This is a genomic window from Pseudomonas fuscovaginae SE-1, assembly GCF_000364705.1.
GTDB lineage: Bacteria > Pseudomonadota > Gammaproteobacteria > Pseudomonadales > Pseudomonadaceae > Aquipseudomonas > Aquipseudomonas fuscovaginae_A.
Map to the genome: position 1 here is coordinate 1 of NZ_AQOH01000080.1, position 17164 is coordinate 17164.

Genomic DNA, 17164 nt, shown 5'->3' on the forward strand with positions numbered 1-17164 from the left:
CCCACGCTCCGCGTGGGAATGCATCACCCGACGCTCCGCGTCACGGCACAGAGGCAGCACCTTAATTCGACATGACAACCCTCAGGTTTGGCCAATTGCGGGCGATATCCTGACTAGCGATGGCTATGGGGTGCGCGCGAGCATCGTGTCTTGCGTCACCTGATAGAAAGCACCACCTGTATATCGACTACCCTTGGATTGAATATCGGGGGGCCGCCGCTCAATGCGACGATGGGTTGGTGTAAAATCGATTAGTGGCATTTTGCCTTTAGTTATTATCTGTTCGCGAAAGCGACAGTGAAGTGGGGTCCGGGCTTGCCATAGCCCTTGGGTCTTTCTTCTATTTCCCATGACAGGAATCTCGATGCTGGCGTATCACCAAAAAAGCTTTCTGATCGTCGACGATTTCTCCGATTTTCGCAGTTCAGTCAGATCCATGCTGCGGGAGTTGGGCGTCAAGGAAGTAGACACCGCCGACACTGGAGAGCAGGCGTTGCGCATGTGTGCGCAGAAGCGCTATGACTTCATCCTGCACGATTACCATCTTGGCGATGGCCGCAAGAACGGTCAGCAGGTTCTCGAAGATCTGATGATCGACAAGCTGATCAGCCATGAGAGCATCTTTGTCATGGTCACCGCCGAGAGCAGTCAGGCCATGGTTCTCAGTGCCCTGGAGCACGAGCCCGATGCCTATCTGACCAAACCGTTCAACCGCGCCAGCCTGGCCCAGCGCCTGGAAAAGCTGGTCCAGCGCAAGAACCTGCTCAAGCCGATCATGCAGGCGCTGGATCGTGACAAGCCGGCCGAAGTGTTGGCCGCCTGTACCCGACTTACCCAGCAGGATACCCGATTCGCCCCGTTGTGCCTGCGTTATCGCGCCGATGCAATGCGTGCCCTCGGTCAGAATGAGCCGCTTGAGCGTTTCCTCAATGGCATTCTGAATGATCGTCCGCTGCCATGGGCGTACGCCATGCTGGGGCAACTGCTCTACAAGCGGGGCCAGATAACCCAGGCCAAGGAACTCTACGAAACCGCACTCAAGGCATTCCCGATGATGCCGGCGCTCTATGACGGGCTCGCCGACGTGCTGGTCCAGCAGGGAGAAACCCGGCGCGCCCAGAGCGTGCTGGAGGAGGCCGTGCGCCTCTCTCCGCTGGCGGTGCGTCGTCAGTCCTTGCTGGGCAAGCTGGCCATGGCCAACGAGGATTTCGAGGGGGCTTCCCGGGCCTATCGCCAAGCCGTCGCCCAAGGCGAGCAATCGCGCCACAAGGATCCGGAGAGCAACCTGGGCCTGGCCCACGCGTTGATCAGCAAGGGCAGCGAGCGCGGCCTGGACACGCGTACGCGACTTGAGATCAACCAGACACTCAGCACGGTCGCCAAGGAGAACACCAACGACCCGGGGCTGCAGGTGCGTGCCCGGCTGATGAAGGCCACCAGTCTGCTGCTCAACGATGCCGAAACCGCCGAAAAGCTTACCGAGCAGGCAATGGCGCGTCTCGAGGGCATGGAAAACTTCATGAGTGCCGACGCCGCCCTGCTGGTGGCCAAGCAACTGCAGCAACTGGGGCAGGCCGATGCCGGTGCCTCGATGCTCAAGAATTGCGTGGAGATCTATGGAGACGACCCGGCGGTGATGAAAGGCATCGCCAAGCTGACCGATGACCCGGAGATCCTCGGTAGCGGCAAGGCCGCCATCGATCTCAACGTCCAGGGGGTTCGCAGCTACAAGAGCGGCAATCTGGAGGAAGCGCAGGAACTGTTCCGCAAGGCATTGGCCCTGCAGCCGAAAAATATCAGTATCGCCCTCAATGCCGCGCAGGCGCTGTTGGTGACTGCCCAGAAGACTTCCGATGCGGCGATCCTCGAAGAGTGCCGCGCCTGCCTGAAAATGGTCGGCAAGATGCCGGACAGCGATCCACGTTATGAGAGGTATCAGAAATTGCGTAGCCGGGCGTTTGGCGAATGAGCGACAAGGATCAGGGGCTGGATTTCTCCACGGTGATCGCCTCGACCGTGCATGACATGAAAAACTCGCTGGCGATGCTGATTCAGGCCCACGGCCAGTGGCAGAGCCATCTGCCCGAGGCGCAGCGGGAAAATCCCGAACGTGCGGTGATCGAGTATGAGTTCGCCCACCTCAACAGCATGCTGGTGCAGTTGCTGGGGTTGTACAAACTGGGTGTCAATCAGTTGCCGCTGCGGCCCGATTATCACGATATGGATGACTTTATCGGTGCGCAACTGGCGTGCCGCCAGGAGGTCCTGGGCAGCCGTGGCATCGTTGCCAGTTATGAAGTCGATGACTTCAGCCCGTTGGGTTTCTTCGATCGCGAACTGATCGGGTCGGTGGTGGGCAATATCGTCACCAATGCCATCCGTTTCGCCTGCCATGCATTACTGATCCATGTGCGTGAGGAAAACGAGCAACTGGTGCTGGGTATCAATGACGATGGTCCCGGTTTTCCGGCGCAGATGCTCGAACGCCAGCTTGACTACGTGCAAGGCATCAACCCGACGACGGGCAGTACTGGTCTGGGCCTGTATTTCGCTGCAAGAATTGCCGCGCTGCACGAACGCAACGGCGTGCGTGGGCGTATCGAGCTCAGCAACGGCGGTCCCCTGGGAGGGGCGCTCTTCAGTCTCTATCTTCCCTGAGTCAGGCTTTTTCCTCGTCCCTGCTTGAAATCCCGAACGGCTGGTGCGTATTTTGTACGGGGCGCCGTTCGCGGCTTCTATAAGAACAAGGATTGAGTCATGACTAGCGAAGGCCAGAACTCGCTCGCGCAGCGATTGACCGGCATTGATGAGATTGAATGTGTCACGCCCGATCTCAATGGCGTGCCACGTGGCAAGGTGATGACCGCCGAGGGGTTCCTCGAGGGGCGACGTTTGCAACTGGCCCGAGGAGTGCTGTTGCAATGCATCATGGGCGGCTACCCGCCAGCGCGTTTCTACGGCAGCGATGATGGCGACCTTGCACTCGTGGCCGACCCGCGGCAGATCCACCGCCTGCCATGGAGCCAGCAGCCCCGGGCATTGGCGATCTGCGATGCGGACGAATTGACCGGGGAGAGTTCCAGCCTGTCGACCCGTGGCCAGCTCAAGGCGGTCATTGCCCGCTATGCCGCACGCGGCCTGGCGCCGGTCGTGGCGACCGAACTGGAGTTCTTCGTTTTCGCCCCCAATGCCGATCCTGCCCAGCCATTCCAGCCGCCTGTCGGCCTCGACGGGCGCCGAGAGGATGGTTGTTCGGCCTTCAGCGTCAGCTCCAATAACGGCTTGCGGCCGTTTTTCAGCGAGGTCTATGCGAGCATGGCCGCGCTTGGCCTACCGCGCGATACCTTCATGCACGAGATGGGCGTCAGCCAGTTCGAGATCAACCTTCTGCACGGTGATCCACTGTTGTTGGCCGACCAGACCTTCCTGTTCAAGCATCTGCTCAAGGAAGTGGCGCTCAAGCATGGCCTGAGCGTGGTGTGCATGGCCAAGCCCCTGGCGAAGATCCCCGGCAGTTCGATGCATATCCATCAGAGCGTGGTGGAAATCGACAGCGGCAGGAATGTCTTCAGTGATGCCGCCGGCGAGCCGACCGCGATGTTCCGTCATTTCATCGGTGGGCAGCAGGCGTGCATGGCGGATTTCACTGCGCTGTTCGCGCCGAACGTCAATTCCTATCAGCGTTTGTGCCACCCGTATGCGTCGCCGAACAACGCCTGCTGGTCCCACGACAACCGGGCAGCCGGCTTGCGTATCCCGGCCAGTTCGCCCGTGGCGCGACGGGTGGAAAACCGTTTGCCGGGAGCCGATGCCAACCCCTATCTGGCGATTGCCGCCAGCCTGGCCGCGGGTCTTTACGGTATCGAGCATGAACGGGAGCCGGCCCCGGCCATCCAGGGCGAGTTCGAGGTGCCGGACACCCTGTCGCTGCCATGCACCCTGCACGCCGCACTGGAGCGCCTGAAACGCAGCCAGTTGGCCCGGGAGCTGTTCGGCAGCGAGTTCATCGAAGGCTACATCGCTTCGAAGACCCTGGAACTGACCAGCTTCCTCGATGAAATCAGTCCCTGGGAGCGCCGTGTACTGGCCGCCCAGGTTTAGACGTAACTCCCGCATTCGGGCTATCTTCCGGGTAGCCCGAAACCTCATTCAAAGAGCTGCCAGGAACGTCAATGCGCCAAATCTGGAAATCCTTTAGAGCGCTTTATTTTGCCTCGCTGATGATGCTGATCGGTTCGGGCCTTCTGAGTACCTACCTCGCCCTGCGCCTGGCCGCCGACCATGTCGACGGTCTGTGGGTGGGCGCCCTGATGGCGGCCAACTACTTCGGCCTGGTGCTGGGTGGCAAGATCGGCCACCGGTTGATCGCCCGTGTCGGGCATATCCGCGCCTATGCCACGTGTGCCGGGATCGTCGGTGCGGCGGTGCTGGGCCATGGATTGGTCAACTGGCTGCCGGCCTGGCTGTTGCTGCGGATGATCGTCGGCCTCGGGATGATGTGCCAGTACATGGTCATCGAGAGCTGGCTCAATGAACAGGCCGAGGCCAGGCAGCGGGGTGTGGTCTTCAGTGGCTACATGATCGCCTCCTATCTGGGGCTGGTACTTGGGCAACTGATTCTGGTCATGCACCCCGCGCTCGGCCCCGAGTTGCTGATGCTGGTCGCGCTGTGCTTCGCGTTGTGCCTGGTACCGGTGGCGATGACCCGGCGGATTCACCCGGCCCCGTTGCACCCTGCGCCGCTGGAACCGCGCTTCTTCATGAAGCGTGTGCCGCAGTCGCTGACCACGGTGCTCGGGGCTGGGATCATCGTCGGCTCGTTCTACGGTCTGGCGCCGCTCTATGCTTCCCAGCAGGGGCTTTCTACCGAACAGGTCGGCCTGTTCATGGGTAGCTGCATCTTTGCCGGCTTCCTGGTGCAATGGCCCCTGGGCTGGCTTTCCGATCGCTATGACCGGGCCGTGCTGATCCGCAGTGTCGCCATGTTGCTGATGCTGGCGTCCCTGCCGCTGGCGATATTCTCCACGGCGCCGCTGGAGGTGCTGTTCGTCTCCGGGTTCGTGGTGTCGCTGCTGCAGTTCTGCCTGTATCCGCTGGCGGTGGCGTTTTCCAATGATCATATCGAGGGCGATCGCCGGGTTTCGCTGACCGCCATGCTGCTGGTGACCTACGGCGTCGGTGCGAGCATTGGGCCGCTGGCCGCGGGCGTGCTGATGAAGCTGGCCGGCAGTCATATGCTCTATGCGTTCTTCAGCTTTTTTGCTCTGGTTCTGGTGTTGCGTATCCGACCGAAGGCGGTGACCAATCTGCATCAGGTCGAAGACGCACCATTGCAGCATGTGGTCATGCCGGAGGCCATGTCGCCCCTCGGCGCTGCGCTCGACCCGCGGGTCGATGAACAGGTGGTGCTGGACCAGATGTGCGACAACTCGGCCGCACCGCCATCGGCTGCCGAGACCTCATCCACCGAGCCGGCAACAGAGGTCGTTGCCGAGGTGGATGAGTCCGATCCCGAGCCTGCGCATAAATCGAGCAACTGAGAGAGCCGAAAAAAAACGGGCCACCTGATGAGGGTGGCCCGTTTTTCATCGGTGAAACCGGCGTCGGACTCAGTAGTCGTCGTCTTTGTCGAAACGCCGTGCTTCACGCTGCAGTTGGTAGACGAAACGCTCGACCTGGCGTTGTACCAGGCCGCTCATGTTGTGGAAGCGCACGCCGGCGAAGGTGGTGTTGATCCTTTCCTCGAAGTGCAGATGGCGCAGTTCCACCGGAGCGGTCATGGGACCGAAGGGCAGGGCGGCGATAAACCGTTCGTAGACCTGGCCCAGTTGCAGGCGATCGGATATATCGCCGTCGAAGCGCAGCTTGCAACCGCTGGCGGAGATATCCAGCAGTTTGCCGTTGATCGGTGCCTTGAGCTTGTCGCCACCCAGTTCGATGTTGACCAGGGCGGTGAGTTTCAAGGCGGCGCGGAAGGCGTTGCGGCGCTGGTGGTAGACCACTTCCGTGGGCATCGCGCCACGGTAGCAGCCGTTGAGCTCGTCGACGGTCATCGGCTGGGGTTGTTCCCAGGTGATACGTACACCGTCGTGGAAGCCCTCGACGCGAAACGGCTCGCCTGCCGCCAGGAAGCGCTCGCCGTCGCGTGGCATCATTTCGTCCAGGGCCAGGGTGCCGGCGTCCCGATCGATATCGATCACGAAGCTCTGGAAGCGCTGGCTGCGTTCATTGAACGTAATGATCAGCGGGTCATGGCTATCCTGCAGCATCCGCAGGTTGGCGGAAATTTCCAGAGGCGTGGTTAGCACCTTCGGTGGCTGCGGAGCATCGTCCGCGCTTGGGGCATTGGACACGGTTCATCAATCTCCAGACAAAATACGACTACACGCAAAAGCCAGCATTTTGCCAGCATGTTACGCGCCTTGAACAGAGCGCGCAGCAGTTTGGGGTCAAGCCTGACTCAGCGGGCGTTGCTTCGCAAGCCTCGCCGTCGAGCCGCGGGCATCATAAAGCGCGGGAGGCTCGCCGCCGGTCAGGATCTTCAACTGATTTGCGGTAGTTGCTTGCTGAACCTGGATGTTGCGCCCATTGAGTTCATTGGCGGCCTGGCACTCGGCCAGGATGCGGGTGAGTTCTTCGCTCTGCCTCAACAGCTCATCGCCCACGCTCGACTGTGCGGCCAGTTGTTCCAGGCCGGAGCGGTCGGTGGGCAGGTTGAGGCTGGCGAGAATCTGGCTGCGCTTGCGGCCATGCTGTTCCAGCAGAATGATCAACGCTTGCTTGCGTGCCAGAATATCTTCCAGCTCGACCATGTTGCGACCATGGAGCGCCAGGGATTCGGCGCGCAACAACTCAAGCAGATCTTGAGCCGGAGCAAAATCTTCGGTGATCAGTTGCAGCAGATTGGTGTCGTGCATGGCTGGCCTTGGGTTTTAAGCGTCCAAAAGCCTCGCGCCGGCAGGGGCCTAGCGCTGGGCTTCGAAGTTGAGCAGTTTGCTGGCGACGCGGTTGCTGTCGACCTTGTAGCTGCCATCGGCGATCGCCTGTTTCAACTCGGCCACCCGGGCGCTGTTGACTACAGGCTGCTGCTGCAGCTTGTCAGTGATCTTTTGCAACTGCTGAGCCTCATTGCTGAGGTGTACCGATTCCCCGCTCTGGCCGACCGCTTCGGTCTGGCTGTTCACCGCCGAGGACTTGCCGCTGCCGTCGGCCTCCTTGTTGGCGCTGGTGCGCGTGCTGCCTGTCAATGACGGGGTGTTATTCAAACGACTGAAATCGATGACCATGATAAAAAAACCTCTGGGTATTTGGACGCTTGCCTTGTTTTCGGCCATACCCGGAAAAACTTTAGCCTCATCTGAAACTGAGTCTGCATCTAGGCTGTAGCCCTGTTTGGGCCTCAGTTTAGGAAAAGTGGCGGCCTGGCGCCAGTTATTGCAGGGCGGCTTTATCGATCTACAAGGCCACCTCCACCTGGCCGGGCGCAGTGACGCGGGCCTTGATGACCCGCTGCGAATTGAGGTTCCTGATGCGGATCTGTTCGTTCAGGCCGCCATTGGAGAGCGCCTCGCCCGGCATCTTGACCACCAGGCCACCGCTGGTGGCGCTGATGACCACCTGATCGCCCTTGCGCACCACTTCCGCCTGTTCCAGGTGGACCAGGGTGACCACCTGATCCATGACCATTGGTCGGACAAGTTTCTGCCCGATGGCCTGGTCCGGCGACGTCAGGAAACCCTGGTTGATCAGGCTGATATCCCGTTCGCGCAACGCCACGTCGCCCGGTTCGATGATCCCGGCGCGCTTGAGAGGGCGGGTGGTGACCACCACATCGCGGAACAACTTGACCTGGGCCGGGACGAACACGGTCCATGGCGAGCCGCCTTCGCAGCGGATCTTCACGGTGACCCGGCCGATCGGCGTCGCCGGGCTTTCCAGGCTGGCTGTCAATTCCTTGTCGCAAGCGGCCATGCGCAGGCGGGGGTCCAACTGGTTGACCTGGATCTCGTAGCGTCCTTCGGTTTGACTGGTGGCCAGATAGTCTTCTACCGTGAATTCAAGAAAGCCTTGGGTCACGCCGATAAGCTGATCAGGCAGGGTCGCCGATTCCGCAAGAGCAGGGTTGCTCGGGTTCAGGCAGCATAAAACAGACACCACCGCGAGCAATCTGCGGTACTGTGATGTCAGGCGTCGAAAAAATGTCGTTTGTGCTTTCATAACGGTATAAAAAGCAAGGCTCGTGCCGTTTGTTCCTGAGTGGGCGTCGGATGATGAGGCTTTGATCAGAGAGGGCAGTCATGGCTGGTGTGATGGATTCGGTAAACCAGCGTACGCAACTGGTGGGGCAGAATCGCCTTGAGCTGCTGTTGTTCCGTCTCGACGGGCAGCAGCTCTATGGGATCAACGTATTCAAGGTACGCGAGGTGCTGCAATGCCCCAAGCTGACCCTGATGCCCAAGTCCAATCCGGTGGTGTGCGGTGTGGCGAACATTCGTGGGGCAACCATTCCGATCCTCGATCTGGCGATGGCCACGGGCGCTGGTGCACTCAAGGATCAGAGTAATCCGTTCGTGATCATTACGGAGTACAACACCAAGACCCAGGGGTTCCTGGTGAAGTCGGTGGAGCGCATCGTCAACATGAACTGGGAAGAGATCCATCCGCCACCCAAGGGGACCGGGCGCGATCACTACCTGACGGCGGTGACGCGCATCGACAACCAGTTGGTGGAAATCATCGACGTGGAGAAGATCCTCGCCGAGGTTTCGCCCATGTCCGAATCGGTATCCCTGGGCGTGGTGGATGTCGAGACGCAGACCAAGGCGGTGTCGTTGCGGGTGCTCACGGTCGACGACTCGTCGGTGGCGCGCAAGCAGGTCACGCGTTGCCTGCAGACGGTCGGCGTCGAGGTGGTGGCGTTGAACGACGGCCGACAGGCGCTGGACTACCTGCGCAAGCTGGTCGACGAGGGCAAGAAGCCGGAGGAGGAATTCCTGATGATGATCTCCGACATTGAAATGCCCGAAATGGACGGCTATACCCTCACTGCTGAGATTCGCAGCGATCCGCGGATGCAAAAGCTGCACATCACTCTGCATACTTCCCTGTCAGGGGTATTCAACCAGGCGATGGTGAAGAAGGTCGGCGCCGACGACTTCCTTGCCAAGTTCCGACCTGATGACCTGGCGGCCCGGGTGGTTGACCGGATCAAGGCTGCAGGATAACAGTCGGGGACCCAGGGTCCCCGGCGGTACAGACGATTTAAGAGGCGGCATCATTGTCTACGGGTAATTTGGATTTCGAACAGTTCCGGGTCTTCCTGGAAAAGGCCTGTGGCATTCTGCTCGGTGAAAACAAGCAATATCTGGTTTCCAGCCGTCTCAACAAGCTGATGGAGCAGAATGGCATCAAATCCCTGGGCGAACTGGTTCAGAGGATTCAGAGCCAGCCACGCAGCGGCTTGCGTGAGCAGGTGGTGGATGCCATGACGACCAACGAAACCCTGTGGTTTCGTGACACCTATCCGTTTGAGGTGCTCAAGAGCAAGGTATTGCCGGAAGCCATCAAGGCCAGTCCCGGTCAGCGCCTGAGGATCTGGTCGGCCGCTTGTTCATCGGGTCAGGAGCCCTACTCGATCTCGATGTCGATCGACGAGTTCGAGAGGACCAACATGGGGCAGTTGAAGGCCGGTGCGCAGATCGTCGCCACCGACCTGTCGGGGCTGATGCTGAACAACTGCAAGACCGGCGAGTACGACAGCCTGGCGATCGGTCGCGGCCTGTCACCCGACCGCCTGCAGCGCTACTTCGATACCAAGGGGCCGGGCCGCTGGGCGGTCAAGGCGCCGATCCGCAACCGGGTCGAGTTCCGCTCGTTCAACCTGCTGGACAGTTATGCCAGCCTGGGCAAGTTCGACATCGTGTTCTGTCGCAACGTGTTGATCTACTTCTCCGCCGAGGTGAAGAAGGACATCCTGATGCGCATCCACGGCACTCTCAAGCCGGGCGGTTATCTGTTCCTGGGGGCATCCGAAGCCCTCAACGGCCTGCCGGACCACTACCAGATGGTGCAGTGCAATCCGGGCATCATCTACAAGGCCAAGTAGCCAATCGTTCGACACCCCGGCGGGAGCTCATAAGGCTCCCGCTTTTTTTTGCCGCCAGCCTTGCCGCTTTGCTGGCGCGTAGCGGAAATGCCTTGCCGCTTTTCTGGCATCTCCGGCGGCAGCCAGCCGGCAAAGCCTTGATTTACGGGGTCTGAGAAAATTGGCATGGGGCTTGCTATAGCTCTGTCAACGAAAAACCTGTTCCGACGATCAGGTCAACTCTCGAAGGTTTCCCGACATGAGCATCAGTTTCGACAAAGCGCTCGGCATCCACGAACAGGCCCTGAGCTTCCGCGCCCAGCGTGCCGAAGTCCTGGCCAACAACATCGCCAACGCCGATACCCCGAACTACAAGGCCCGGGACATGGACTTTTCTTCCGTGCTCGCCGAGCAGAGCGAAAAGGCCAAGAACGGCACCTTCGCGCTCAACACCACCAACAGCCGCCATATCGAAGCCCAGGGGCTGAGCAATGGCGACGCGGCATTGCAGTACCGTACCCCGATGCAGCCATCGATCGACCAGAACACCGTGGATGCGCAGATCGAACAATCGAACTACGCGCAGAACGCGGTCGATTTCCAGGCCAGCTTCACCCTGCTCAACAGTAAATTCAAAGGGCTGGTATCGGCCCTGCGTGGAGAGTAAGCCATGTCCCTTGCCAGCGTCTTCAACATTGCCGGTAGCGGCATGAGTGCCCAGACCACCCGGTTGAACACCGTCGCCAGTAACATCGCCAACGCCGAGACCGTCTCGTCGAGCATCGACAAGACCTACCGCGCGCGTCACCCGGTGTTCGCCACCATGTTCCAGAACAGCCAGGCCGGTGGCAGCGACTCGCTGTTCCAGGACCAGAACGCGGCCGGCCAGGGTGTCCAGGTACTGGGCGTGGTCGAGGATCAGAGCAACCTGGAAGCCCGCTACGAGCCGAACCATCCGGCGGCCGACGCCAAGGGGTATGTCTACTACCCGAACGTCAATGTTGTCGAGGAAATGGCCGACATGATCTCCGCCAGCCGTTCGTTCCAGACCAACGCGGAAATGATGAACACCGCCAAGACCATGATGCAGAAGGTCCTGACCCTCGGTCAGTGATAAGGGGCGACAGACATGAGCGTTACCGACTCCACCAGCACCTCTTCGACTCTCAACGACATCCTGGCCGCCTCCAATGCCAAGCTGACGAACAAGACCAGTACCGACGCGCTGGGCAATGCCATCAGCGGTGCATCCGGTGGCCAGACCCTGGGCAAGGACGCGTTCCTGAAACTGCTGGTGACCCAGCTGAAGAACCAGAACCCGCTGGACCCGCAGGACAACAGCGCCTTCGTTGCGCAGTTGGCCCAGTTCAGCAGCCTGGAAGGCATCACCACGCTCAATAGCAGCGTCAACAACATCGCCAGTGCGTTCCAGTCGTCCCAGGCGCTGCAGGCGTCGTCGCTGGTCGGTCGTTCGGTCATCGTGCCGACCGGCAAGGCGGTGGTCGATACCAGCAAGAGCTTTACCGGCACCGCGGTCGTTACCGGTGCCACCGACAAAACCACGCTCAAGATCAGCGACTCCACCGGGAAAGTGGTCCGTACCATCGACCTGGGGGCCCAGACCGCGGCCGGTAATGTGCCCTTCGTCTGGGATGGCAAGGACGATTCCGGGACCCTGCTGTCCAGTGGCACCTACAGTTTCAGCGCGACCGCCAACCTGAAGGGCTCCGCGGATTCGACGGCGCTGGTCACCAACCTGCCGGCCACCGTCAGCAGCGTGAGCCTGTCGCAGAACGGCGGTGAAATGATGCTCAACCTGGCGGGCGTGGGCAGTATCGCTCTGTCCAAAGTCCAGACCATTGGCCTGTAAGAGCCGACCAACGCGAAACAAAGGAGAGAAGCATGTCTTTTAATATCGGTTTGAGCGGTCTCAACGCGGCCCAGAAACAGCTCGACGTCACCGGCAACAACATCGCCAACGTCAACACCACCGGTTTCAAATCGTCCCGTGCGGAATTCGAGGATGTCTACTCGGCGACCAAGCTCGGCGTCTCGTCCAAGACCATCGGTAACGGTGTGCGCCTGGCCAACGTTTCGCAGAACTTCGGCAACGGCGGCATGAACGTCACCGGCAACGCGCTGGACCTGGGCATCCAGGGCAACGGCTTCTTCACCCTGAGCGACAGCGGCTCGCTGATGTACACCCGCGCCGGTACCTTCAAGACCGACAAGGACGGCTACGTCACCAACTCCGATGGCACCGCGCGCCTGCAGGGCTTTGCCGCCGACTCCAACGGCAACATCATTCCCGGCGTGCTGACCGACCTGCGCATCGACGTGTCGAACCTGCCGCCGCAGACCACCACCCGTATCGGTGCGACGATCAACCTCGACTCCAAGTCGGCGGTGATCAACCAGGCGACCACCCCGTTCGATCCATCGAACCCGGCAAGCTACACCACGCCATTCAGCTCCGATATCTACGATACCCAGGGCAACAAGCACTCCTTGGACCAGTATGTGGTCAAGACCGGTGCCAACACCTGGAACGTCTACACGCTGATTGACGGGCGCAACCCCAATGGTACCGCGGCCACTGTCGGGACCGTTCCGCCGACCGTTCCGCCAGCCGCCACTGATCCTGTTCCCGTGGCCATGGTCTTTGACTCCTCCGGCAAGCTGACCTCCATCGGTGGTACCGCCGGCAAGACCAGTATCACCATTACCGGTTGGGTTCCTGGCACCGTGACCAATGGTGTGTGGGCGGCCAACGGCGCAAGTGCCAACGCCGCAGGTATCCTTACCGACTGGGCGAAAACCACCCAGTTCAATGCCGACACTTCCCGTGCGGCGATCATTGGCGACGGCTACGCCACTGGCCAGATCACCGATATCAGCATTGATGGTACCGGCATCATTTTCGCCAACTTCAGCAACAACCAGCACAAGGCCATCGGCCAGGTGGCGGTAGCCAGTTTCACCAACGAGCAGGGCCTGCAGCCTGCCGGTGGCACCAACTGGAAGCAGACCTTCGCCTCGGGCCAGCCAGCCTATGACGGTGGTGAGGTCGGCACCAATGGTTCGATCGTGTCCGGCTCCCTGGAAGGCTCCAACGTCGACCTGACCAGCGAGCTGGTGGACCTGATCAAGGGCCAGAGCTACTACCAGGCCAACGCCAAGACCATCTCCACCCAGAGCACCATCATGCAGACCATTATTCAGATGACCTGACGGCTTCTCGGTGTCTCGCAGATCCGGTGCCCTTGGGCACCGGATTTTTTTTGCCTGATTGTTTCGTTGACTCAGTTTGCAACTCTTTTCCTGCGTGTGCCCCGAAAAGCTGGTGCAGAATTTGCTCGCACTGCCTGCGCTAACGAATGACGCCAAGTTTTCGTTATATCAGCATCATCAGGGCAGAGCTTTCGTTCTGACTGCATGGACGCTATGCAAGCTCACAGGGACGGAACAAGAATTGAAGAGAAGTCACGCCCTCGATACGCCTGTCGTTTCGGCGTCGTTGAAAACCCTCCTGCGTAAAAGCCTGATCGGTGCCGCGCTGTTTTCCGGTGTCATCAATATCCTGGCGCTGGCCGGCCCGTTGTTCATGTTGGAGGTGTACGATCGGGTCATTCCCAGCCGGAGCATTCCGACGTTGGTGGCGCTGGCGTTGTTGGTGTTGGGGGTGTACGGGTTTTCAGGCCTGTTGGACATTGTTCGCTCCCGCCTGATGGTGCGGATTGCCTCCGCTTTCGATCTGGCCCTGTCTCCCCGGGTGTTCAAGGTGATTGCGGGCGTATCGCTGAAAACGGCGATTACCGGCGACGCCCTCAAGCCCGCTCAGGAAATGGATCAGATTCGCGGGTTCATCGGCGGTCCTGGGCTGGTGACATTTTTTGATCTGCCCTGGATGCCGGTTTACCTGGCCGTCTGCTTTTACATTCACCCGCTGTTCGGTCTACTGACCAGCGGGTTGGTGATCGTGCTGGTGACGCTGACCTTCATCACCGACCGGCAGTCACGACAGTTGGCGCAAGCCTGCGCCGAAGCCCAGAACAAGCGCAATCATCTGGGGCAGCAGGCGCATCAGAATGCCGAGGCGCTGGCGGCCATGGGAATGGCGCAACGTACCTCTTCGCTCTGGCAGGCACATCACTCGACCTACAGCACGTTGCAACGCCAGACTGTCGACATCGGTTCTTTCTTCGGTGGAATCTCCAAGTCCCTGCGTCATCTGGTCCAGTCCGGCTCCCTGGCGCTGGGCGCCTACCTGGTTATCCAGGGTGACCTGAGCGGCGGCACCATCGTGGCGGCTTCGATCATCGTGTCGCGAACCCTGGCACCGGCCGAGCAGGTGATTGCCACCTGGCGCAGTCTGCTGGGCGCCCATCTCGCCTGGAAGCGGCTGCTCGAAGTGTTTGCGCTGTTTCCCGAGGAGCAGGGCAGAACCGAATTGCCGGAGGCATATCGCATACTTCAGGTCGACAACCTCTTTACCGCACCACCGGGCAGCCAGCGCCTGACCTTGCAGAACGTCCATTTCACGATGGAGGCGGGGAGTGCGGTCGGCGTTGTGGGGCCCAGTGCATCCGGTAAGTCGTCACTGGCCCGGGCCCTGGTCGGCGCCTGGCAGCCGGCTCGCGGTCAGGTCAAGCTGGACGGTGCGCCACTGGAGCTGCTGGGCGAACAGTCCCGAGGCAAGCTCATCGGCTACCTGCCGCAAAGCGTCGGGCTGTTCAGCGGCACCGTCGCCGAGAACATTGCACGGCTGGATCCTGATGCCGATGACCGCGCGATTGTGTCCGCCGCACAACTGGCGGGCGTGCATGAGTTGATCCTGCAATTGCCCGAGGGTTATCAGACCCAGGTGGGTGAGGGCGGGCTCAATCTTTCGGCCGGGCAACGGCAGCGTATAGCGCTGGCCCGAGCCTTGTTCGGTGACCCGTTCCTGGTGGTGCTGGACGAACCCAACTCCAATCTCGATGCCGAGGGCGAGCAGGCTCTGTCGCGGGCGATCCTGTCGATCAAGGCCCGTGGCGGGATCGCGGTGGTGATCGCACATCGCACCAGCATTCTTTCGGTCATCGATCAGGTGTTGATTCTTGAACATGGCGTCCAGGCGGCATTCGGCGCCAGGGATGTGGTCCTCAGGAAGCCGCCCCTACAAGCACCTCGGCCGGCGGCAAGCGTCGTCGAAATGGGAGTTGCCCAATGACCGTTCATGATCAGGAAAACAGCCTGGCCGGTTCGCTGAACCGACATCTTCGACTCGGCGCTTTCAGCCTGCTGGTCCTCCTGGGGGGCGGGTTGTGGTGGGCGATCGGCACTGACTTGTCCGGCGCGGTGATCGCCAGCGGCAGCGTGGCGGTGGAAAGCAACGTCAAGAAAATCCAGCACCCTACGGGCGGTATCGTCGCTGAACTGCTGGTTAGCGAAGGCCAGCAGGTTCGTGCGGGGGATGTGCTGATCAGGCTTGATGCGACACTGCCGAAGGTGGGGGAGGCCATCGTCTCCAAGTCGCTGAGCCAGGCCCTGGCGCGCCAGGCGCGCCTGGAGGCCGAGCGTGATGGCGCGGCTGATCTGGTGACGCCGGCGTCGCTGATCAACCGTCTGGGTGCCGACGCCGCGCAGGCATTGATGAGCAGTGAGCAGCGGCTGTTCGAGGACCGGCGCTCGTCCCGCGAAGGGCAGAAAAAGCAGTTGCGTGAGCGAATCCGACAACTCAATGAGACGATTGCCGGCCATGACCTCCAGCAGAAGACCAAGACCGAAGAAATCGAGCTGATCGACAAGGAGTACCAGGCGGTCCGCAAGCTCTACGAGAAAGGGATGATGACCATCGATCGGGTCAACGCCCTGGCTCGGGGGATCGCCCGGTTGCGCGGAGAGCGCGGGCAGTTGATTGCGTCCATTGCCGAAGCCCGCGGCAAGATTGCCGAGACCGAGCTGCAGCGCCTGCAGGTCGATCAGAGTTTCCGTAGCGAGGTGTCTCTGGAGCTGCGCGAGCTCGAAGCCCGGCAGGGTGAATTGGTCGAGCGCGATATCGCCGCCAATGACCAGCTCAAGCGCATTGATATCACCGCGCCGGTTTCCGGGCGGGTCCAGCAATTGGCCGTGCATACCCTGGGTGGAGTGATTTCGCCTGCGGAGAATCTGATGCAGATCGTGCCGGCCGACGATGAGCTGCTGGTCGAGGCGCGCATCAGTGCCCAGGACATCGACCAGGTATCGCTGGGGCAGGATGCGGTGCTGCGGCTCAGCGCCTTCAATCGCAGCACAACGCCGGAGTTGAAGGGACAGGTGGTCCGGCTATCGGCGGATCTGGTCCAGGACGAGCGCACCGGCATGGGCTTCTATCGAGCCGGGATCAAAATACCGCACAGCGAACTGACGCAACTGCAGGGGCTGACCCTGGTGCCCGGAATGCCGGTGGAATCGATGATCCAGACCGGCACACGCAGTGTCATTTCCTATCTGCTCAAACCTATCAGTGATCATGCCCAACGCGCCTTCCGCGAAGGATGAAGAACAAACGAGTTCACCGTGGTACCCATGACTCAACAAGGAGCAAGGAAGAAAAATGGCAGTGATCAACGGAACATCAGGAGCGGATACGCTGGTAGGAACGACGGGGGCCGATGAGCTGTATGGCTTCGCCGGGAACGACTCGCTGGATGGCGGGGCGGGGAACGACCTGCTCGATGGGGGAGCGGGGGCGGATGTGCTGAATGGTGGGGCGGGAACCGATACCGCCTCTTATGCCAATTCGACGGCTGGGGTTACCGTCAATCTGGTCACCGGGACGGGGGTTGGTGGTGATGCGCAGGGTGATACCTTGATTGGTATCGAGAGAGTGGTGGGTTCTGCGTTCAACGACACGCTGACGGCCCAGACCAACGGGCACAGCCTGGTGGGTGGCCAGGGCAACGACACCTACTTCGTTAACGGCACTGGCGTCTCGGTAGTCGAAGCCGCAGGTGAAGGTGACGACGAGGTCAAGACCACGTTGAACAGCCTGAGCCTGGCGGCGAACGTCGAGCGGCTGACCTACACCGGTACCGGCAATTTCGTCGGTTACGGCAA

17 protein-coding genes are annotated in these 17164 nt (G+C 60.7%); 13 read left to right on the forward strand and 4 right to left on the reverse strand.

All coding sequences use genetic code 11. From position 1 onward, the window contains the following. Positions 1-364 precede the first annotated feature (364 nt). The 4 genes from K675_RS0109250 to K675_RS0109265 all read left to right on the forward strand — a co-directional run bounded on the left by K675_RS0109250 (position 365) and on the right by K675_RS0109265 (position 5540). Positions 365-1969, forward strand: coding sequence for a tetratricopeptide repeat-containing response regulator (locus tag K675_RS0109250; RefSeq protein WP_017903235.1), 1605 nt, complete (start codon positions 365-367; stop codon positions 1967-1969). After that, positions 1966-2658 (forward strand): sensor histidine kinase, encoded by a 693-nt coding sequence (locus K675_RS0109255; protein WP_017903236.1) that lies wholly within the window; start codon positions 1966-1968, stop codon positions 2656-2658. The genes K675_RS0109250 and K675_RS0109255 overlap by 4 nt, the downstream gene beginning before the upstream one ends. Positions 2659-2859: 201 nt before the next feature. After that, positions 2860-4101: a glutamine synthetase family protein gene (locus K675_RS0109260; protein ID WP_198291628.1), complete on the forward strand. Its 1242-nt coding sequence runs from the start codon at positions 2860-2862 to the stop codon at positions 4099-4101. A gap of 71 nt (positions 4102-4172) precedes the next feature. Continuing rightward, on the forward strand, positions 4173-5540 hold the full coding sequence (locus K675_RS0109265) for an MFS transporter (RefSeq protein ID WP_026145057.1): 1368 nt from the start codon (positions 4173-4175) through the stop codon (positions 5538-5540). Positions 5541-5609: 69 nt separating this feature from the next. Here K675_RS0109265 and K675_RS0109270 read toward each other — a convergent pair whose 3' ends face one another. The 4 genes from K675_RS0109270 to flgA all read right to left on the reverse strand — a co-directional run bounded on the left by K675_RS0109270 (position 5610) and on the right by flgA (position 8217). Beyond that, entirely contained in the window at positions 5610-6353 is a 744-nt protein-coding gene (locus K675_RS0109270; RefSeq protein WP_026145058.1) for a flagellar brake protein, read from the reverse strand. 96 nt (positions 6354-6449) lie between these two features. Continuing rightward, entirely contained in the window at positions 6450-6917 is a 468-nt protein-coding gene (locus K675_RS0109275; RefSeq protein ID WP_017903240.1) for a flagella synthesis protein FlgN, read from the reverse strand. A gap of 48 nt (positions 6918-6965) precedes the next feature. Beyond that, the gene (flgM, locus tag K675_RS0109280) at positions 6966-7286 is read right to left on the reverse strand and encodes a flagellar biosynthesis anti-sigma factor FlgM (RefSeq protein WP_017903241.1); all 321 of its coding nucleotides are present in this window, start codon (positions 7284-7286) and stop codon (positions 6966-6968) included. A gap of 169 nt (positions 7287-7455) precedes the next feature. Next, positions 7456-8217 (reverse strand): flagellar basal body P-ring formation chaperone FlgA, encoded by a 762-nt coding sequence (gene flgA / locus K675_RS0109285; protein ID WP_026145059.1) that lies wholly within the window; start codon positions 8215-8217, stop codon positions 7456-7458. Positions 8218-8297: 80 nt separating this feature from the next. Between flgA and K675_RS0109290 the strand changes: the two genes are divergently transcribed. From K675_RS0109290 to K675_RS33885, 9 genes are all read left to right on the forward strand, one after another. After that, complete coding sequence (locus K675_RS0109290) at positions 8298-9224, forward strand: chemotaxis protein CheV (protein ID WP_017903243.1); 927 nt, start codon at positions 8298-8300, stop codon at positions 9222-9224. A 53-nt stretch (positions 9225-9277) separates the two neighbouring features. Next, positions 9278-10105 (forward strand): protein-glutamate O-methyltransferase CheR, encoded by an 828-nt coding sequence (gene cheR, locus K675_RS0109295; RefSeq protein ID WP_026145060.1) that lies wholly within the window; start codon positions 9278-9280, stop codon positions 10103-10105. 238 nt (positions 10106-10343) lie between these two features. Then, positions 10344-10751 carry a flagellar basal body rod protein FlgB gene (gene flgB, locus K675_RS0109300; RefSeq protein ID WP_017903245.1) on the forward strand — a complete coding sequence of 136 codons (408 nt, stop codon included), beginning with the start codon at positions 10344-10346 and terminating at the stop codon, positions 10749-10751. Positions 10752-10754: 3 nt separating this feature from the next. Next, positions 10755-11198 carry a flagellar basal body rod protein FlgC gene (flgC, locus tag K675_RS0109305; protein ID WP_017903246.1) on the forward strand — a complete coding sequence of 148 codons (444 nt, stop codon included), beginning with the start codon at positions 10755-10757 and terminating at the stop codon, positions 11196-11198. Positions 11199-11213: 15 nt separating this feature from the next. Then, the gene (locus K675_RS0109310) at positions 11214-11954 is read left to right on the forward strand and encodes a flagellar hook assembly protein FlgD (RefSeq protein WP_017903247.1); all 741 of its coding nucleotides are present in this window, start codon (positions 11214-11216) and stop codon (positions 11952-11954) included. Between the two features lie 32 nt (positions 11955-11986). Beyond that, complete coding sequence (gene flgE / locus K675_RS0109315; protein WP_017903248.1) at positions 11987-13315, forward strand: flagellar hook protein FlgE; 1329 nt, start codon at positions 11987-11989, stop codon at positions 13313-13315. 112 nt (positions 13316-13427) lie between these two features. Next, positions 13428-15296 carry a type I secretion system permease/ATPase gene (locus K675_RS0109320; protein ID WP_232434414.1) on the forward strand — a complete coding sequence of 623 codons (1869 nt, stop codon included), beginning with the start codon at positions 13428-13430 and terminating at the stop codon, positions 15294-15296. After that, complete coding sequence (locus K675_RS0109325; protein ID WP_017903250.1) at positions 15293-16606, forward strand: HlyD family type I secretion periplasmic adaptor subunit; 1314 nt, start codon at positions 15293-15295, stop codon at positions 16604-16606. The genes K675_RS0109320 and K675_RS0109325 overlap by 4 nt, the downstream gene beginning before the upstream one ends. Before the next feature lie 55 nt (positions 16607-16661). Then, positions 16662-17164: calcium-binding protein (locus K675_RS33885; protein WP_037006399.1), on the forward strand; the 503-nt coding region annotated here is incomplete at its 3' end.